This is a genomic window from Gimesia benthica (genome assembly GCF_009720525.1).
GTDB classification, from domain to species: Bacteria; Planctomycetota; Planctomycetia; order Planctomycetales; family Planctomycetaceae; genus Gimesia; species Gimesia benthica.
In genome coordinates this window covers 5,650,629-5,669,958 of sequence record NZ_CP043930.1, presented here as the reverse complement: position 1 = coordinate 5,669,958, position 19,330 = coordinate 5,650,629, and the positions used below count along the sequence as shown (strand labels likewise).

General features: G+C 50.4%; 18 protein-coding genes. 4 read left to right on the top strand and 14 right to left on the bottom strand.

Annotated elements, in window-relative coordinates; genetic code table 11:
- Positions 1 to 20 precede the first annotated feature (20 nt).
- Both F1728_RS22090 and F1728_RS22085 read right to left on the bottom strand, forming a co-directional pair.
- Entirely contained in the window at positions 21 to 509 is a 489-nt protein-coding gene (locus tag F1728_RS22090) for a hypothetical protein (protein WP_155365883.1), read from the bottom strand.
- An 85-nt stretch (positions 510 to 594) separates the two neighbouring features.
- Positions 595 to 1,080 carry a hypothetical protein gene (locus F1728_RS22085; RefSeq protein ID WP_155365882.1) on the bottom strand — a complete coding sequence of 162 codons (486 nt, stop codon included), beginning with the start codon at positions 1,078 to 1,080 and terminating at the stop codon, positions 595 to 597.
- Between the two features lie 141 nt (positions 1,081 to 1,221).
- Here F1728_RS22085 and F1728_RS22080 point away from each other — a divergent pair, with 141 nt between their 5' ends.
- Positions 1,222 to 1,689: an NADAR family protein gene (locus tag F1728_RS22080; protein ID WP_155365881.1), complete on the top strand. Its 468-nt coding sequence runs from the start codon at positions 1,222 to 1,224 to the stop codon at positions 1,687 to 1,689.
- Between the two features lie 6 nt (positions 1,690 to 1,695).
- On the opposite strand, the gene F1728_RS22075 is transcribed toward F1728_RS22080, so the two are convergent.
- The 6 genes from F1728_RS22075 to F1728_RS22050 form a co-directional block, all read right to left on the bottom strand.
- Positions 1,696 to 2,241, bottom strand: coding sequence for an RNA 2'-phosphotransferase (locus F1728_RS22075; protein WP_155365880.1), 546 nt, complete (start codon positions 2,239 to 2,241; stop codon positions 1,696 to 1,698).
- Between the two features lie 59 nt (positions 2,242 to 2,300).
- Positions 2,301 to 2,900 (bottom strand): bifunctional nicotinamidase/pyrazinamidase, encoded by a 600-nt coding sequence (gene pncA, locus F1728_RS22070; protein ID WP_228030288.1) that lies wholly within the window; start codon positions 2,898 to 2,900, stop codon positions 2,301 to 2,303.
- Between the two features lie 13 nt (positions 2,901 to 2,913).
- Positions 2,914 to 3,966, bottom strand: a complete 1,053-nt coding sequence (locus tag F1728_RS22065) for an ADP-ribosylglycohydrolase family protein (protein ID WP_155365879.1) — start codon at positions 3,964 to 3,966, stop codon at positions 2,914 to 2,916.
- A gap of 3 nt (positions 3,967 to 3,969) precedes the next feature.
- Entirely contained in the window at positions 3,970 to 4,659 is a 690-nt protein-coding gene (locus F1728_RS22060) for an NUDIX hydrolase (RefSeq protein WP_155365878.1), read from the bottom strand.
- Between the two features lie 93 nt (positions 4,660 to 4,752).
- Positions 4,753 to 6,744, bottom strand: coding sequence for an NAD(+) synthase (nadE, locus tag F1728_RS22055; protein ID WP_155365877.1), 1,992 nt, complete (start codon positions 6,742 to 6,744; stop codon positions 4,753 to 4,755).
- A gap of 50 nt (positions 6,745 to 6,794) precedes the next feature.
- Complete coding sequence (locus F1728_RS22050; protein WP_155365876.1) at positions 6,795 to 8,270, bottom strand: nicotinate phosphoribosyltransferase; 1,476 nt, start codon at positions 8,268 to 8,270, stop codon at positions 6,795 to 6,797.
- Positions 8,271 to 8,780: 510 nt separating this feature from the next.
- Between F1728_RS22050 and F1728_RS22045 the strand changes: the two genes are divergently transcribed.
- The 3 genes from F1728_RS22045 to F1728_RS22035 are packed head-to-tail and all read left to right on the top strand — an operon-like array spanning position 8,781 to position 10,948.
- Positions 8,781 to 9,572 (top strand): ABC transporter permease, encoded by a 792-nt coding sequence (locus tag F1728_RS22045; RefSeq protein ID WP_155365875.1) that lies wholly within the window; start codon positions 8,781 to 8,783, stop codon positions 9,570 to 9,572.
- A gap of 1 nt (position 9,573) precedes the next feature.
- Positions 9,574 to 10,326: an ABC transporter ATP-binding protein gene (locus tag F1728_RS22040; RefSeq protein ID WP_155365874.1), complete on the top strand. Its 753-nt coding sequence runs from the start codon at positions 9,574 to 9,576 to the stop codon at positions 10,324 to 10,326.
- 28 nt (positions 10,327 to 10,354) lie between these two features.
- A complete protein-coding gene (locus tag F1728_RS22035; RefSeq protein ID WP_155365873.1) occupies positions 10,355 to 10,948 on the top strand; it encodes a D-sedoheptulose-7-phosphate isomerase in 594 nt (197 codons plus the stop codon).
- A gap of 83 nt (positions 10,949 to 11,031) precedes the next feature.
- Here F1728_RS22035 and F1728_RS22030 read toward each other — a convergent pair whose 3' ends face one another.
- The 6 genes from F1728_RS22030 to rfbA form a co-directional block, all read right to left on the bottom strand.
- On the bottom strand, positions 11,032 to 11,943 hold the full coding sequence (locus tag F1728_RS22030) for a glycosyltransferase family 2 protein (protein ID WP_155365872.1): 912 nt from the start codon (positions 11,941 to 11,943) through the stop codon (positions 11,032 to 11,034).
- Positions 11,933 to 12,829, bottom strand: a complete 897-nt coding sequence (locus F1728_RS22025; protein WP_155365871.1) for a glycosyltransferase family 2 protein — start codon at positions 12,827 to 12,829, stop codon at positions 11,933 to 11,935. The genes F1728_RS22030 and F1728_RS22025 overlap by 11 nt, the downstream gene beginning before the upstream one ends.
- 139 nt (positions 12,830 to 12,968) lie before the next feature.
- Positions 12,969 to 13,931 (bottom strand): methyltransferase domain-containing protein, encoded by a 963-nt coding sequence (locus F1728_RS22020; RefSeq protein WP_155365870.1) that lies wholly within the window; start codon positions 13,929 to 13,931, stop codon positions 12,969 to 12,971.
- A gap of 27 nt (positions 13,932 to 13,958) precedes the next feature.
- Positions 13,959 to 15,176, bottom strand: a complete 1,218-nt coding sequence (locus F1728_RS22015) for a rhamnosyltransferase WsaF family glycosyltransferase (RefSeq protein WP_155365869.1) — start codon at positions 15,174 to 15,176, stop codon at positions 13,959 to 13,961.
- A gap of 56 nt (positions 15,177 to 15,232) precedes the next feature.
- Positions 15,233 to 17,884, bottom strand: a complete 2,652-nt coding sequence (locus tag F1728_RS22010) for a glycosyltransferase family 2 protein (protein WP_155365868.1) — start codon at positions 17,882 to 17,884, stop codon at positions 15,233 to 15,235.
- Between the two features lie 432 nt (positions 17,885 to 18,316).
- Positions 18,317 to 19,186 carry a glucose-1-phosphate thymidylyltransferase RfbA gene (gene rfbA / locus F1728_RS22005; RefSeq protein ID WP_155365867.1) on the bottom strand — a complete coding sequence of 290 codons (870 nt, stop codon included), beginning with the start codon at positions 19,184 to 19,186 and terminating at the stop codon, positions 18,317 to 18,319.
- Between the last annotated feature and the right edge of the window lie 144 nt (positions 19,187 to 19,330).

Genomic DNA, 19,330 nt, shown 5'->3' with positions numbered 1-19,330 from the left:
GTCACAATCAGAAGCATCATCTAGAGTATGATCTTCTTAAAATATTCAGCTGCATCCTGCTCTCGAATTTTACATCCAATTTCGGGAACCAGAGAGGAACGAAACCGGTCTGCGATGCTCACGGAGAGTGTCAGATCAAAAACACCAATCAGTTCACTGTCAAGATCGTCCCAACACACATAAAACCGCACGTACCAGGATGAGTCAGGAGGAGCGATCCCTACATAAACCAGTTCATCCCCTGGCATCGATAATAAAAGTGAACGAGGGGTCTGGACCATGGCAAACAGTCCATGGATATCACAGTCGGCTTTCCGGAAATGCAGACCATCATGTTGCCACCAGTCGTCATACCTTACCAGTTGAGTAACGTGAAGATCGTTCTGCAAAAAAGCTGCGATCTTACAAAGTGCGTTGGACAGTTTATTCAGAGGTACAAACTCTTCCGTTGAAAAATTCACTCCCCCGGGTGGTTGGAATCCCTGGTCTTCCGGCTTAATGATGGCCATCACGTCCACCTTTACGATCTATCTAGCGTGTATTGAATTATTTGGAAACGAACTCTTGTAACTGTAAACTCCTTTGTCCCGACTCTCAATCACTCGACAAATCCGAATCTTCCGGCAGTCTGCTTTTGATAAATGAGGTAAGGTTTTCGGCATCGTCTGTACCCACGCGGAGCGTTCCCTTTTTGAGTTTGAGAACCACGCAGTCACGGCCCCAGAGATTCATTACCCAACCCCCGCGGAGGCTTAGATGAATGCCCCAGCCATCCAGTATGCTGGTGCGACCGACTTCGACACCGACGATGTCTTCGTAGAGTACAGCCCGCTGAAACAGGGGAATGGGGCCGAAGCGAATTCGCAGGCGGTCGATTTCGTCCGCTACGGTCAGGTGGTGAAAGGAGGCCGCGAACAGAAACACGAGCATCGCCGAACCGCTCAGGATCCAGGTCAGGAATGGCTGAGGTGGTTCATGGCGACAGTACCAGGCAACTCCGGCGAGCAGGGCTGCGGTGGCGTAGACCAACAGACACAGAGGACCGTGCTGACGATGATAGTAGATGGCGAGGCTGCTCATTCTTGTGACTCCTGTTCACTTTTGATTGCCTCTATTTTAGCAGATTTCTCTCAGTGAACTCGAACTTCTCCGATTAAAATTCTGTCTTGAATCTGACGATTCATTTCGAGTTCTTGAATTCCAAAAAAAAAGAATTTCACCATGTCCAATCAAACCATCAACTTCTACAGCGTCAGTGAGGCTTACGGTGAGTTCTCCAACTTTGCCGGGTTTCCGATTGAGCTGGACGGTAAACGCTGGCCGACGTCGGAGCATTATTTTCAGGCGCAGAAATTCAAAGAGACTTCACACCAGGTAGAGATCCGCAAAGAACCGTCGCCGATGCGGGCTGCCCGGATGGGACGGGAGCGGAAGAGACCGCTGCGGAAAGACTGGGAATCGGTCAAAGATGGCATCATGCGGCAGGCCGTGCTGGCGAAGTTTACGCAACATGCAGAACTGCGGGAACTGCTGCTCTCTACGGGAGAGAGTCGTCTGGTCGAGCATACAACGAACGATGCTTACTGGGGAGATGCCGGGGATGGCAGCGGTAAGAATCGACTGGGGCAGATTCTGATGGAGATTCGCCGGACGCTGCGGGAGGCGGGAGAAACCGAAGGGAAAGCGTAGCGGGGCTCAGGGGAAGTCGATGTACTCGGGTGGAACCCGATCGGTTAACCAGACCTGATTCGGGGTCACAAAGAATTCAAACCCGGCCTGAGACATCTCTCCCGAGCGGATCTTCAGTAACACGGGTTTACCCCGCCGCTGCCCGACCGCCAGAGCGGTATTTTCATCTCCATGCAGATGCACGTGATGGCGTTTCATCTTCTTGAGTCCCTCGCGGGCGATCACTGCGACAAACTGTTGCGGCGTGCCGTGAATCAGGAACTCAGGGGGAGTCGCAGCCTCGTAGCCCAGTTCAATTTTGACGGAGTGCCCCTGGTTAGCCCGGATGCGGGTGCCGTCATCGCTGAAGGAGAACCGCTGTTTGTCATTCGAATGTACGACATGCTCCAGTGTTTCCCGCGACATCCTTTTACCATGTTCGTCGATCGCAGAGAGTAACGTCTCTACATCGACCCAACCCGATTCATCCAGTTGGATCCCGACGGTCTCCGGCTGATGCCTGAGAATCAGGCTCAGAAATTTACTTTTCCTTTTGATATCCTTTTCGTTCATTTCATTTTCCTTTTCTTACTTTTTCTTTTCATAGTTGATTGTTTTTTGTTTGTTCTATTTCAGATCAGGGCGACACCTGCCGCCTGCATTTCCTGCAGGGCCCGCTGAATATCACCCTCGTTCAGATCGACGCCCCGACAGCCAGCCTGCACCAGATTGGTTTTCAATCCGTGTCTGACTGCATCCAGGACCGTGAATTTCACGCAGTAATCGGTGGCAAGCCCCATGATGGTGACTTCACTCACATTGCGTTCGTTTAAATAGTCGCCCAGGCCGGTCGCCTGTCGATGTCCGTTATCGAAGAACCCGCTGTAGCTGTCGATGCTGGTATCGGTGCCTTTCGGGATTACCGCATCAATCTGCTCCTGATCCAAATCGGCGTGCAGTTCGGCTCCCGGGGAACCCTGAATACAGTGTTCGGGCCAGAGAATCTGCTCCAGCCCATTGAGATCGATCTGCTCACCAATTTCCCGATGGGGATGCTGGCTCGCGAAACTCAGATGACCTGGCGGATGCCAGTCCTGGGTCGCAACGACCAGTTCGAATTTCGGTATCCACTGGTTGGCTACTTCCACGACGTCATCGCCGCCGGGGACCGCCAGGGTACCGCCCGGCATAAAGTCATATTGCAGATCGACTAAGATTAAAGCATGCATCATGCGTCTCCTCGGTTCAATATGGCGGAAGCAGGCGTCTGCCTCCCAGGCTGATCACCACGGCAGCAAACAGTAGATTCCGCGGAATCGTAGCCAGCCAGTGCATCGGAGGAGGTGCCTGCGGATCCGCAGTCTCATCCATTTGCGACAGACACTCCGCCAGCGATTCCATCCATGCGATGGTACGCGGCCATTCTGCCAGTTGTTTTTTCCATTCGCCGGGAATCACTTCGACTCCCAGATTCGCTCCACTGATGGCTCCGACGATCGCAGCCACACTGTCGGCATCGCCCCCCAGCATGACGGCATTTTCAACTGACTGCCGAAAATCATCCGCAGTATAAGCCCAGCAGTAGAGCGCCGCGGGAACAGTCTGGTTAATGTAACCGGAGATTCCGTTGCTCCAGCCCTGGTCGTGTGCGTACTCTTCGGGAGTACTCTGACGTGCGAGATGTTCGACTGCGTTCTCAATCGCCGACTTGAGTTCTGCATCCTGAATCTGTGAGACGCTGTTACCAAGAAAATCCCGCGGGCTTTGTCCCGGTTCTGTAAGTGACAATCGCGCCGTACGGGCAACCAGAAGTGCGCCCTCTTCGGCGCGGGGATCTTTGTGAGTGATTCTTGAGCTTCGCAGCACCAGTTCCTGCAGGTGTGCCCCGGAAGTCGCACAGAGCCCCAACAGTGCAGAACGCATGGCCGGCCCATTCCCCGCACTGAAGACACCGCTGTTTTGAGGAGCAACGCCTATTAACAGTTTCAGACAGGAGCGAAGCGTAGCCCGGCCGATCCCGGCCGGCATGGTTAACAGCCAATGCTTGAGGTCCCGCCCCAGTCGTCGTTCGAAATCTTCGGGAACACCCCGGGAGAGCACCAGGGCTCGTCCGACCATCAGGGTGTGTTCGGTATCGTCGCTGCAATACCCCCTGTTCAAAAACAGATCGGGAGAAAGTGGAGGTCCCCCATACAGGCGTCGGGAACGTTTGCGGGATAAACCTTCCCGTTTCAGTCCGACGGCGTCTCCGACCGCGGTTCCCAGTAAACACCCTAGAATACGAGAGTAATTGTCCATGGTTCAGATCTCGAAGTGAAAACCCTGTTTAGTCAGGCGTTTGTATTTGCGACGGTCGAACTGGTACAGGCGCGCGGCTCGATGCGCGACATCCGTCTCGACTTCGTCCAGTTCAATGAGGATTCCCATACTGAGAATCTTTTTACGAAAATTACGCTTATCCAGCGGACGATCCAGAATGACTTCATACAGATGCTGGATCTGCCTTAAGGTAAATTTGGGAGGCAGCAGTTCAAAGCCGATGGGCTGATAACGGACTTTGCCCCGCAGGCGTTCGTGAGCCATCTCCAGAATCTGGTCGTGGTCAAAGGCCAGCGAGGGGATATCATCCACCGCGAACCAGGCGGCATTTCGGGCATCGGTGGCCGCCTGCACCCGGTGATCTGACAGATTCACCAGGGCATAGTAAGCTACTGTCACGACACGCTCCCGAGGATCCCGGTTCACGGTTCCGAAGGAATACAGCTGTTCGAGATAGACATTTTTCAAACCGGTCTCTTCACTCAACTCCCGCAGGGCAGCCTCGTCCAGTGTTTCTTCCAGCCGAACAAACCCACCCGGGAGTGCCCAGTCCCCTTCAAACGGGGGCAGGTCCCGCTGAATGAGCAGAATCTGTAGATCATCTTCATACAGGCCAAACACGACGCAGTCTACTGTTAAAGCGGCCCGCGGATATTCATAGCTGTATTTCATCTCAAACCCTTCATTGTCTCACAGATCTTTTTATGTCTCTATCTAATTCAGCCAGTCAGCATCCAAGGCTGGTTTATTAATTCATGTCAACGATCATTGGGCGTCTGCCACACGGCGGAGTTCCGCCAGTTCTTCTGTAAAGCCTCCCGAGAGAATGGGAAAACGGCACCAGGTTTTCGGATCCAGATTCTCATCGTCGAGGTGAAACGAGGGGGCGTACCGTTCGCGTTTCCACTGGTTCCGCGACCAGAGCCTGAAAAAGCGTTCGATCCATGCCACCAGTTGTGCAGGCTCTTCTGCGGGAAACTCGACGAGCGCCAGTCGATAGAGCTCCACGGGACTACGCTTATCGCGAATGGCAGCTCGCTCGACCCAGTCCAATAATTCGTAAGGCATCAGATCCTGTTCGTCCTTCTGCTCTGCTTCCTGCGGACGCAGTTCTGCGGTCGGCTCCTGCTGATTGATCAGGTTCAGTTCGGGAACCGTCCCCACCTGCAGTGGGCCGATCGTTTCCATCCATCGCAGCCAGCTTCTCAGAAACGCTTTATCGATCCCGGAGATCGGCGACAGACCGCCGCACGTATCGCCGTCCATCGTGGTATAGCCCACAGCAGCTTCTGATCGGTTACTGGTTGACAGCAACAGGGCATTTCGCAGATTGGTAATCATCCAGACTCCCGGTGCCCTGCTCCGGGCCTGAATATTCTGGAGTGGAATATCATCGGTTTCCCAGCTCAGCTCCTGCCCGACAGCTTTCGATACGAGATCGACATATGCCTGTGCGATGGCGTCGACATCCAGATTCAGAAAGTCGGCGCCAATCCCCTCCGCCAGCCCGGCTGCGGCGTTCGCCGTCGTTTCGGAACTGTTGCGGGTAGACTGATAGACGCAGGTCAGCAGTCCATTGATCAGTTCGGCGAAACCGGATTCCGGTTTGGTTCGGGTCAGAAAGGCAAGCTTTTTGGATAATCCATCGGTCCCCAGTTCCGAGAGTCCCAGTTTGAGCATGGCCCAGACCAGGACCGCAGCCGCAGCAGAATCTGCACCGCCACTCAGTGAAATCACGAAGCCTTGAGACCGGCTCTTGCGCAGATAGTCGAATAACGCGAGTGCCACGGCCCGCGTGAATTCTTCCTCTTTGATCGAGTCTGAACGTTCCCAGTCAGCAGCCTGGTAGTGCAGGGTTCGAAACGGAATCTCGGGAAACTGGTAATCGGCTGTGATCGTATTCTCGCGGAAGGCTCCCGGCCGGGGTTGAAAACTGGCCAGACGGGCGCGATTCATTCTGGTTAGATCAATGTCGACGATCGCGGACGTTACGGAGACGTCCTGAAACGAAAGCCGCTGTCCCTCTGCCAGCAGCGAACCGTTACTGGCAATCAGTGTGGCACCGTCATAGATGATGCGGCCCGCTTCGTTCCCCAGTAGATTGGAATAAACGTAAGTCACGCCGTACGCCCGCGAGCTTTCCTGAACCAGTCGCCTGCGGATCTCCTGTTTGCCAAAGGCGAAGTGGCTGGCACTCGGATTGAGAATCAGATCAACGGCTGCCTGCGAGAGTTCACGTCCGGGTCGACGTGCGGCCCAGGCATCTTCACAGATTTCGAAACCGAGCCGAACACCGTCTACTTCAAAGATCAAATTGCCGATCGGGTATGCCTGACCTTGAATCGTGATTTCACCCACGCACGTGGAATCCCAGGCTTTGAACCAGCGTGGTTCATAATGAATACCATCGCCGGCCAGATGATTTTTGGCGACGAATCCCAGAATCTGACCGTCGGCAATCAGGCAGGCACAGTTATAGAGGGCACCGCCATACATCAGCGGAAGCCCTACTGAGACAACGGCCCCTTTCGTGAAGGGAAGCAGCTCCAGCAGGGCTGACAGCGCCCGCTGTTGAACGTCGATCGAAAAGAAAGTGTCTTCACAGTTATAGCCGGTGAGGCAGAGCTCGGGTAAACAGATCAGCGAGGCCCCCTCATTGCGGGCCGCGTCGATCGCCTGTCTGATCCGGACTGCATTTCCGGACCAGTCCAAGGGAGTCTGATTCAGAGCAACGGCGGCTATCTGGATGAGTTTCATGGCTGGTTCATTTCATTATTCAGCATGAGCTTGATTCATGGTTCCGTGTGTCACTGATGATTTAATTTTCTTGCCTGCAGAATCTGTTCGGTTTTGTAATCATACAGCCCCTGTTCCAGACCAACGGGATATTCGTGTGGATCCAGATGACGCTGAATGCCCACGTGGAACAGATCCAACTGCTGCTGTGCCCGTTCGCGAATGACTGACAATGATTCGTGTTGATGAACGATCTCCCCCTGCTGGACTACGGGGATCAACAGGTCCTGTGAGTCAAATTTATCGTCCAGCACCCGTCGCCGCGTCAGATCCAGAGGATCGATCAGCACGCTTCGTTCCGAGGATGGCGGAGCAAGTTCATTAAAGATCATGTCGGCCACGGCCCCGTTTTCATTCAGATAGCGTCTGGTCTGTAAAATTCCAGGGGTAGAGGTCTTGATGGCCTGTTCGGACAGTTTCAAACGGGGTTCCCATTCCTGGTCTTCATTCCTGATCGCTCCCAGTTTGTAAACCCCTCCCAGGGCGGGTTGTTCGAAGGCGGTCACCAGACGAGTGCCCACACCCCAGACGGCGATCTTGGCTCCCTGCATTTTGAGGCTGCTGATGGTGGTTTCATCCAGGTCATTGCTGGCGACGATCGCGGCTTCCGTCAAACCCGCTTCATCCAGCAGGCGTCTGGCTTCGATACTGAGATACGCGAGATCTCCCGAATCGAGCCGGATCCCCACCATTTGATGACCTGACTCCTTTAACTGAATCCCGACCCGAACCGCATTGCGGACTCCATCGAGTGTATCGTAGGTATCGACGAGGAAGACGCAGTTATTAGGCATAGCCCGGGCGTAATCTTCGAAGGCGGAAAGCTCGTCATCGTAGGACATGACCCAGCTGTGAGCGTGTGTCCCTTTGACGGGAATTCCGAATAGCTTACCGGCCAGCACATTGGATGTGGCTGCACACCCACCAATGTAGGCGGCTCGACTGGCTGCCAGGCCGCCATCGATTCCCTGAGCCCTTCTTAAACCGAACTCCAGAACCGGATCTCCGCCCGTGGCGGTACAGATGCGGGCCGACTTGGTGGCGATCAGCGTCTGAAAGTTGATCAGATTCAGTAGAGCGGTTTCCAGCAACTGACACTGCAGAATCGGTCCCGTAACCCGCACCAGAGGTTCGTGGGGAAAGACCACGGTCCCTTCCGGAACCGCTGCCAGATCACAGGTGATCCGCAGATCCGCCAGGTATTCCAGAAAGCCACTGGAGAACAACTGGCGGCCATCATTGCCTTCCAGTGTCTTCAGATAACTGAGATCATCTTCGCTGAACTGGAAGTGCCTGATATATTCCAGAGCGTATTCCAGCCCGGCTGCGATGGTGTAACCACCCTGGAACGGATTTTTGCGAAAGAAGAGGTGAAAGACGGCTTCCTGTTCTGCTCTCCCTGTTTTCCAGTATCCGTGAGCCATCGTCAGCTGATACAGGTCTGTTAAGAGCGTCAATGAAGTATCGTAGATTTTATTCAGGGCCATTGTAAGTTCCTCCGATTTGTTAGTGTATCATAGACACTATCTAGCCCAGTTCAATACATCATTCTGATCATCCTTGTAAATTCACGAAATTTAATCCCCCTGCTCTCTGCATGGAACCGGAAAGGGGGGATCGCTGACAGGTTTCGTGTTGAGAAACTCTTTACTTATCCGATTAACAGACAATCGTTTACGTCATTTCAGAGCCGAAAACCAGACCCCGGAATTAATGTTGCTCAATTTGAACTGATTCCACTATACTCCCCCACCAGCGATTTTATATTCACAGCCCAACTAACCTGAGCCAAAGGCTTTGACACCCACGACTTTTGAATATCGTTCAACCTGTCTTTACCACATCCTGCAATCCTGAGTCTGTTCCGAGACTGATAAAGCTTTAGAAATCGGGCCAGGCTGATTACCGGTTCTTTCCCTAAGCCCGCCAACCTGATGGAGCCGACTCTCGTTGTCGCAGGATTGTCAGCACTTACCATTCAATAATATAGATGTTTAATGAATAATCGAGTCAAACTCGCTCTGGAAGATATGGTCGATATGATCAAATCCAGCCAGTTATGTATGTTTCTGGCATGGTTTGATATTCGGATCCGTTATCGGAGGTCGAAGATCGGCCCGTTCTGGATCACGATCAGTATGGCAATCTTCATTATTGCCTTGGGAGTCGTTTATTCCAAACTGTTCAACGTTCCCCCGGAAGAGTATCTGCCCAATCTGGCGGCAGGTTATCTATTCTGGACATTGATTGCAGTGGTACTTAGCGAATCTCCCACGATCTTTATAGAGAATGCAGCGTATCTGAAAGACATGAAGATCAATTTACTGATCTTTGTTTTCCGGTCATTAGCAAGAAATACGATCATCTTTCTGCATAATGCGCTGTTTATCATGTTTGTGACCTTCTACTTCGGGATTTGGCCTACCTGGCAGACACTGCTAGTATTGCCGGGCCTGATACTGGTCCTGCTGAATCTATTCTGGATCACGCTGTTTCTGGGGATTGTTGGGGCCCGCTATCGGGATCTCGCCCCCATTATTCAAAGTATGGTTCAGGTTCTGTTCTTTGTCTCACCGATTACGTGGTTACCCAAGCTCGTGGGAGCAAACAGCTGGGTCGTCAACTATAATCCCATCGCCTACTTCCTCGATCTGACGCGATCCCCCATATTGAACCAGACACCAGACTTGAATTCCTGGATGATCACAGCAGGGATCTGTATTGCAGGCTTCGCTGTCAGCATCTTGCTTTATGCCGCTAAACGTGACCGGATCGTATATTGGATTTGATATGGCCAGGATAAAAGTAGAAAATGTGACTCTGCACTACCCGATCATCGGGGCAGGTGACCGGTCCGTCAAAAACAGGTTGTTGAACTTTGCTACGGGAGGCAAAATCACCCGGGACAGCGGTACGGTGGTCGTTACAGGTCTGGACCAGATTGACCTGGAATTAAACGACGGTGACCGACTGGGACTGATCGGGCACAATGGCGCCGGGAAATCCACATTGCTCAAAGTTCTGGCGGGAATCTATACTCCCACCAATGGTAAAGTGGAAATTGAGGGCCGGATTGTCTCTACCCTGAATATTACTCTGGGATTTGAAATGGAGGCCACCGGGTTCGAGAATATCTATCTCAGGGGACGTCTGCTGGGACTGACCACCAGAGAAATTGAAGAAAAACTCGAAGAGATCTCCGACTTCACCGAGTTGGGCAAATATCTCGATCTGCCGGTGCGGGTCTACTCGTCAGGGATGCTGATGCGGCTGGCATTTGCCGTAATGACATCACTCGAATCAGATATTCTGCTGATGGACGAAGTCATCGGCACCGGGGATGCCCGTTTTATCCACAAAGCGGAAGCCCGGCTGAATGAATTCATGAACAAGGCCAAGATCATGGTCATTGCATCTCACTCAGACGATGTCATCAGAGAATTTTGTAACTCCGCACTTCTACTGAAAAATGGAACTCCATTCGCCCGGGGCGAGATCGATGAAGTGCTGGAGATTTATGAGTCAGAGGAATACCAGACATAACTCCACAATCATACGGGAGCATAGCGCCATGAGCCTGGCAGCCAGAATTATTTGCAGAAACCTGGAGCGTTCTATTGCCGCCAAAAACGAGTTGTTGCAGAACGCAGAAACTCAGGCCGAATTTGCCCGGTCCGTTGATATCGTATTGAACTGCTATCAGCAGGGGGGCCGTCTGTATGTCGCCGGAAATGGTGGTTCTGCAGCTGACGCACAGCATCTGGCAGCGGAATTTGTCAGTCGTCTGGCGAGAGACCGCGCCCCACTGCCTGCCGAGGCTCTGACTACGGATTCATCCATAATCACTGCAATCGGCAATGATTATGGCTACGATGAGATCTTCTCCCGCCAGATTGCGGGCAAGTTGACCTCAACAGATGTCTTTCTGGGAATCACGACCTCGGGAAATTCCCCAAACATCGTCAAAGCCCTGGAAGTCTGTCGTGAACGTAACATTCAGAGTATCGTGTTTACCGGTCACGATGGCGGTAAAGTGCGAGAATTGAGCGATGTTTGTGTCATCGCCCCTGGAGAACTGACCAGCCAGATCCAGGAAGTACATCTGGTTCTGGAGCACACTCTTTGCGAATGCGTCGAAGCCGCCTTGTTTGACTTCGAGCTCTAAACGCGACGGTGATGATCTTCCAGAACTGAGTGAGCCGCGTCTGCAGTGATTCCTCTACCCTTCCGCATCATCTTTACCAAAGATCAGGTACCGGCGACCTTGAACCATCTGAAGAACTGCCGGACCGAAAAGTAGCAGGCCAACAGGCTGAACCGTAACCAGACTCCGCAGGTGATAATCCACATCAACACGACTGGATACTTGTGGCGGAAGAATTTGCTATAGAACCGCACCATTCCCTTGTGCTTGTTCCATTCAACAAAAATACGGCGAGAACGGCTACAGCTTCCCTGGAAATGTGAGATTTTCGCATCGGGTACAAACATGATCTTCCAGCCCTTTTCCCGGAAACTCATACACCAGTCCAGGTCTTCACAGTGCAGAAAGTAGCCCTCATCTAATCCGCCCACATCGTCATATGCCTTACGAGGGACCAGCATACAGGCCCCGGAAATTGCCTCGACTTCTATCGGATGGTCCGGCAATGATTCGAGATGCAGATTGAAGTCAGAAAAGAGCCGCGGAAACAAGGGGGACAGCCAGCGCAATTTAAAAACACGCACAAAGGTTCGCCAGGGAGTGGGGATTAAACGACGTCCCCCGACCTGCTCTGTGCCATCGCTATTTAGCAACTGGCCGCCGGTCATGCCCGCTTCAGGATTCTGCACAAGGCATTCCCTGAGTTCTGAGATCGCATGCGAATTGATTTTACAGTCAGGATTGAGATACAGCAGATAGTCGCCGCTGGCAACCCCTCCGCCCTGATTACAGGCCACCGCGAATCCCATGTTTTCCTGATTCTCAATGAACTGGATATTCTGGTGCGCACGAAATGTATGCTGCACATCTTTCAGACTCTCGTCGTGAGAAGCATTATCGACGATGATAATTTCCAAGTCCTGCTGACAATCAACCAGTGACTGTACACATAGCAATAATTTGTCAGCCGAGTTGAAATTGACAATGATGACGGATATCAAACAGCTATTCTCCATACTTCCCCATCTTTCCGATCAAGGCATGCCAGATTCCCAGAGAAAGCATCTTCATGTTGAGCAAGCGTTTTCCGACAAAGAAAGAAAAGACCAGATAAATGAGGAATAATCTGCGAAAATCCATCACTTTCCAGGAAAAGGAAACCCATGACTGCTGGATCAGCCAGATCCCGTTTCGGACAGTGTAGTAATGTCGAAGCGGATGGTGTACCGGGATAGCCCTGCCGAAGAGATGTGCATATTCATCCCCCAGATCGTGTTTCATACGGGCAGAACCGACTCCATAAATCTGATACCCTTTGTGGATTGCACGCAGGCACCATTCGGTGTCGACATAATCAATAAACAGCTCGTCTTCCATCAGCCCGATATCATCCAATGCTTTCATGGAAATCAGACTTCCGGAAGAGATAAGATGATCGACGGTCACGATTTCGTTTTCGGCACATTCGACGCGACAGAGCCGGAACCCCTTCATCTTCACGAAAGGAGATGACTTCTGGCCTTTGACGTCGACGTAATTCGGGCCTACGGCCGCGACACGTTGCCCGTTTTCTGTCGCCTGATTCATGTGATTGAGCAGACATGCCACCATATCCGGAGCAGGCAGGCTGTCCTGGTCAAACAGAATCACATGACTGGCATCTAATGCTTTTGCCTCGGCGACACCGGTATTAAAAGCCGTAGCAATTCCGGAGTTGTATCCCTGGAGAATCATATGCCCATTTACTGGGAGCATGTTTGATATTTCACTGTGATACGACTCATCGTCACTGTTATCCACCACAACGACATGAGCAACCTGTGGCATGATTGCATCGAACAATCTACCAAGAGTTTCATAGTCGGGATGATAAGTGACAATAATGCTTACTACGGTTTCCATACCTGCACCGATTCGTACATGTCAGGCTGCCCCTGGCAATTCAAACTATCTCAAGAGGGATTTCTCATACAGAGCGATTTGATAAGTGTACTAGTCTCAACTCCTGTGTATCGTGTCTTTTCAGTCTTCGGAATTACTTTTACTTTGTCAGAACAAAATAAAATTCAATATCGAATTCCGGATGGTTCAAGGTTGGTTGAGACCAGACATCTGACCATCGAATTACATTATTCTGAATGTAGTCGACCATGGAACTGAATGATTTGTAATTCCAGACATGGTAATGAATCGCAAATTCCTTATCGAAATTTTCCTGAATCGTAGCCTGCAGCTGATCTGCAGGCGTATTGTAGGCCGTCGCATTCGTATAAAAATCAATATAATGATCATAGTCACGTGCTCTATCCGGTGACTCATGATCCAGAACCAGGTGATCCAGGGTTGTCAGTTCTCTGGCCCGATCGAAAGTTTTCTCTTTGTCGGGAATCACCAGGACCAGTTGACCGCCGGGGCGCAGTTTCTGATACGCATTTTTGATCACACTGATCGGACTCTTGGTATGTTCGATCACGTGACAACCAATGATGAAATCCATTGATTCATCTTCGATGCCATTAAACGTATCGAAATCGGATTGCAGATCGGGCATGATCAGGTCATGGCACACCTGCCCGGGATACAATTCTGATTCCAGCTGTTCGGCAGTCAATAAATCTGCATACTTGACTCTGCAATCCATGGGGACCGGGTAAGGATTTGCACCTGCGCCGAATTCAACTCCGGTACCAGAAAGTTTCGATGCGGAAATTTCTCTCATAACCACACTGCTGTTCCGCGGCGGATTATTCCACTCTTTCTGTCCCCATTGTTTTGATGGAAACGATCTGCCCGGCAGGAACTGAATCAGTACTTCTTCGGGAATTTCCAGGACATCTTCCGGCCATGAGAAACCGTGATCTTTGATCCATTCCGCGCTCTGGATCCAGTGCCTCCGGCCTTTATTCAGGTAGAAGACTTTATCCTTCATCGCCTCGCCTGTTGATTTGGCTAATGCACCGCTCAGTTTTGTCGAAACTTTGTCCATGGTCATCGTATCAGTCATACCGAGAACATTCCTTGTAAAAACAGGTTAAGCACTATGCTTCATCGAGTAAAAGTTCAGATTTTCATTCGGTTCGCCTGGTGCTTTTAAAAACTCAGCTATTTTCTTTAACTCCGTCTCCCAGCTGCTGTGATTCTCATCGATCGAGCGCAATGCATGGTCTCGAATGCCCTGTAAGTCATCATAATTATCGATGGCAAATGACAGTGTTTCGCATAGCGAACTAGCCGAGGCCGGTGAGAGCAGGCAGTTTTCGCCATCTTTGAGAAACCAGAGATTGGCTGGGTTATAGTTGGTCACAACCAGAGTGCCGCTGGCCATGAATTCAAAAGGCAAATACGAGGGATGACGCGTCATCATCATGACAAAACCGATGTGACAGGATCGATATAAATCGCCTGTTTCCTGATAGCTGAGCAGCCCAAGATTCTCAACAACGCCTCCCAGCCCATAGTCACTGGGGTTCCATTTCCCCCCGGCACAGACAATTTCGATTTTGTCCTGATACATATTCTTCAGCAGTTTCACCGTGGTCATGGTAATTTCAAAACCGTTTCTCGGTGCATTTGGTCTCGCATAGAGAAAGATTTTTTTCTTTTTCTGATCCCGGGGAACAGACCCGGGGTGAAACACGGTTCGATCGACACAGGGTGTCAGGTACTGGGCCTTGCCCCCGTATTTCTGCTCATAGATATTTTTCAGGCTGACAGTATTGGCGATTCCATAAAAACCGAACCAGTAGGGCAATTCTGCCTGAGCGTAAGTTGAGCCGGCGGCATAAAACAGCGGCTCATAATCCTGAATGAAGTAAAATTTGAGCCCCGTATTATTCACCTTGAGCAGGATATAGGCAGTAGTCCACAGAGTCGCAATCGAATAATCGGATGGCGGGATATTATTCAGTGCCTCAAGGGAATCCAGCATAATGACTTCTGAGTCAGCCAGCCCGGGAAATGCTTTGGCAATCTGCTTTGCAATAAATTCTCGATCACCGTCAGAACAGATCAGAAATCGCTGTTTTACATTTTCTTCTGATGAGAGGTAGTTCGCAAATCTCAGGATGGTCATGATCCCGCCGTAAAAGGCGTTATCAAAGTAGGGTAAATACCAGTTACAGACTCGCGCATCAGCATCAGGATTCACCCGATCAAAGTTCTGCTGCGGTACTTTCAAATCTTCGAGGGTACAATCACAGATTTGTGCCAATGCGACGGCCTGGTCGAAGGCCCCCGTTTCTGTAGGCAAGAACGCACGCACCTTACGCAGGGCACTTTTAATCCCATTTTTCAGTTTTCTTTTTATCAATGTTTAAGCTCCAATGGATACGCAGATGAAAAATAGGGATGAAAGTAAGGATCTTCCGTCAATGATTCGTCGAAAGCTGGAATATCATTTTCAGGTTTTTGAACCAGCTTAACCCTGGCATGCGGATTCACGAACCCACGCTTACCGGTCGATCTGATCTTTCCACACAGATTTATGAATGCTTTTCTGTATTCCAACTCGTCATCAAGGCCTCCAATCCCCTGATATTCCGACCGGGCAACGGATACCATCCAGGGGTTACTGGCCGAACAGTTTCGATACCAGAGTGGTCCACCGAACCAGCCCCATTGTCTTAAAATACTGTCTCTGAACAGGGGGGTGCCGTTTCCATGTTTGTCTACAATCAGACCGGCTTCCACCACAGTTTCATTGGGGTCGAGAACCAGCGAACTCGTAAATGCGATCTCAGGGTTTTGAGTCGTCCAGCCAACCAGTTCTGTCAGACATTGTTCGTTCAATTCCTGAACGGAATCGGTTGTGAAAACCAAACAGTCGCCATCCCCCTGTTGCACCAGTTGATGCATGATAGCGGTCTTCTGCTCCGGAGTGTCATAAGTTCTGGTTTTGATTTGTGACAGTTTCTTTCGAACCTGTGAAGATGGTCTCCAGTCGAAATTCGATTTGACCAGGCAGAAGAGACTGACTTCATAATCACCAGAGTTAGCATAGACATTTTCAATCAATGCATTCAGGCGTTCGGAAGAAGCATGCTCAACATCGATGAGCATATCGACCGTTGTCTGACTGGTACCATTCCATAAGATCCGGAACCCAGAATCAGCATTCAGTTCGACATGTGCATCAAAGCCTTTGAATGCAACATGATCTTCAATCGTCTTCAATTGGCTGGCAATCGCATAAGGCTTGGCTTCAATGCCTGATGCAGTGGAACCAATATGAATTCGCCAATGATAGAAGACGCCGGTAATTCGTTCAATTTTCTCTGTAACCTGCGAAACGCGTAGAAACAGGTCCCAGTCCTGAGCACCATCTGTCTCACTGCGGAATCCACCTATGTCTTCCACAACGCTCCGACGAATGATATTGAAGTGCGTCAGGTAATTAACGGAATACATAATTTCCGGGCTCCAGTCCGGTTTGAATAACGCATTCAGTCGCTGCTCTCCTGACTCGTTGACACAATCCTTGTCCGAATAAAGAAAATCGACATCCGAACTTTCATTTAATTTCCTGACCACCTCATACAGTGCAAACGGAGCGAGGATGTCATCGTGATCCAGCAGGGCAATAAAATCTCCCTCGGCCAGAGCAAGACTCACATTTGAGTTCGCAGATATCCCTTTATTTTCGCAGACTTCCACTTTGAATCGCTTATCTTTCGCGGCGAGTTCCTGAAGATACTCGAGCATCTCCTGATCCTCTGCGTAGGCAAAGGCAATGCAGATTTCCCAATTGGTGTAAGATTGTGCCAAAACAGAATTGATGGTTTCCTCAAAAATCTTTTTATCAATTTTGTAAACCGGCAGAATGATGCTGATTAAAGGCTGATATTCAAAAGTTGAGCAGATCTTTCTTTGTTTTTTGAGACTGCCTTTCGAGAGTTCATGCGCTTTGGTCCAGCTTTCGTAGTCAAGTCTGTTTTTGCGTGAATCAATGTAGGACCGCAGAGTTTCTCTGGGTTTGAGGGCAACCCTTCTGGCACGATGGTAGGTTTTACCGAGCACTCTTCTGCTCACCCGTAACGGCCGGGTGACTTTCCAACTCAGTGAGGAATGATACCGGGTGACTTCCTGTTGCAGGTTCTGGGCCGTTTCACTCTGTCGGGCCAATGCCTGTTGCAAGTCTGTCACCAGTTGATTGCTCAGGCGAAGCTGATCTTCCAGAGCAGAAGCATCATCTGACCAGAGATTCTCGCTCTGATCTGGTGTCTCAGCATTTTCAGCCAAATCTCCAACTTCTCCGGAAAACAAACGCAGCCCCCTGAGACTGGTCTCTGCTGCTGACTTTTTAATGACACACATTGAGTTCGTAAACTCAATCCGACTGATCGAATCCAAAGTTGCCTCATCGAGTTCGATGTTGTATTCAGATGCAAATACTTTGAGGAACTCAGCACGGCTTTTCGTCACCCCCCAATGATCGTGGTTGAGAATGTCAACCAGGCGTTTGAAAAATGCTATTGGGGAAAAGGGATGATACAGGCCTCCGCCGAATTCCTCCCAATAGCTGCACTGCAAACCTTGAATCGCATACACGCCGTTATTTTCGATCAGCGGAAAGTACTGTAGAAATGTCTGAATGACCTGGCTGGACTGTCGGGCGCCCTCGTCAATCATGATTGTGTAGGAGTCGCTGTGATTCAGGATCTGCTCCCAGGTCACAGGTTGATTTACATCCCCCTCAACAAGCTCAATACAGGGGTTCTTGAATGTTAATTCTGCAGCAGACTGAGCGAGGTCACAGCCAACAATCTTTTCCAGTTTCGCAAAATATTGTGACCACTGATCCAAGGGGCTTTCCGAACTGACCCCCATCTTCAGGATACGAACGGGAGCATTTTGATAGGGAGAAAACAGGCGAGTGATTTCACTTTGAGATAAGGAACAGGTATCTGCAGTTCGTCCCTGAATAGCTCTACTAGACTCTGATGCTTTTTCGACTGTCATCTAACTTTCCCTGTTAATATGCTTCGAAAGGTACTCGAACGAATCCTGAATCAGCTTAGACATCGGATTCACTGCAAGAATCCTGCTCATGATGCCTGTGATATCCTGGTCGTTTTAGCTCCCGTTGCTTCCCTGCAAAAGATCCATCATCAATGAAACGTCTTTTCAGCTTAATTCTGTTATGACGTTGCTCAGTATTTTCAGAAATTGAAATTGATCCGCCAGATTGCCTCAGTCTCATTTGATACAACCTTCCGCTGAAATTCGTCGTAACCATTACGAACAAAGCAGTTAGCAGTTAGAAAGTGTGGCTGACAAGGAGGCTCTGGATTCCATCAAACAGATGTGGACGCTGTGAATCTGGACAATTCCCGATTTAGTTTTATGAAATGAGTGTCTTATATAAAAAACACAATTTCCTGGGAAGACCAGCTAGTCCAGTAGCCTCATCAAGTACTGGCCATAATTAGTTTTTCCGAGAGCCTCGATCTGATTTGCCAACTGATCTTTGGAAATCCAGCCTTTCTGGAAGGCGATTTCTTCCAGACAGGCAATTTTCAGACCCTGACGATGTTCAATGGTCTGAAAGAAATGGCTGGCATCCTGCAGACTTTCATGTGTCCCGGTGTCAAACCAGGCATGACCACGTCCCAGCAGTTCCACGTGTAAGTCACCACGTTCCAGATAGGCATTATTGACAGTGGTGATTTCGAGTTCGCCCCGCGCTGAAGGCTTCACGTTTTTCGCGATTTCAATCACGTCGTTATCGTAAAAATACAGGCCCGTTACCGCGTAATTCGATTTGGGCTTCACTGGTTTTTCTTCAATCGAAAGCGCCTTGAATTCACTGTCAAATTCAACAACGCCGAACCGTTCCGGATCATGTACCTGATATCCAAATACAGTCGCCCCGTGTTCGCGGGCCGCAGCCGCTTTCAGGCTTTCTGTGAAGCCGTGTCCGTAGAAAATATTGTCCCCCAGGATCAGACAGGCTGGATCGGATCCGACAAAGTCCTCACCAATCAGAAAAGCCTGCGCCAGACCGTCCGGAGATGGCTGTTCGGCATATTCAAACCGCACGCCCCACTGCTCTCCCGTTCCGAGTAGATCCTGGAACATAGGGAGGTCATGTGGTGTTGAAATAATCAATATTTCTCTGATCCCGGCCAACATCAAAGAGGAAAGAGGATAGTAGATCATCGGCTTATCATAAATTGGCAACAGTTGCTTGGAAACAACTTTGGTCACCGGATGAAGGCGGGTCCCGGATCCTCCTGCCAGTACGATTCCTTTTCTCGACATCTGCTTTTCCTGTCCTGTTTCAGACGGTTGAGGTTGAACGAATTAGAACCAACCTGTACCAGTGCGGGAACATCCCCCAGTCCCTCGATTCATCTCAAGCAGTTTCTGATTCACGGGAACTCACCGCAGGCGCCTAATTCAAGC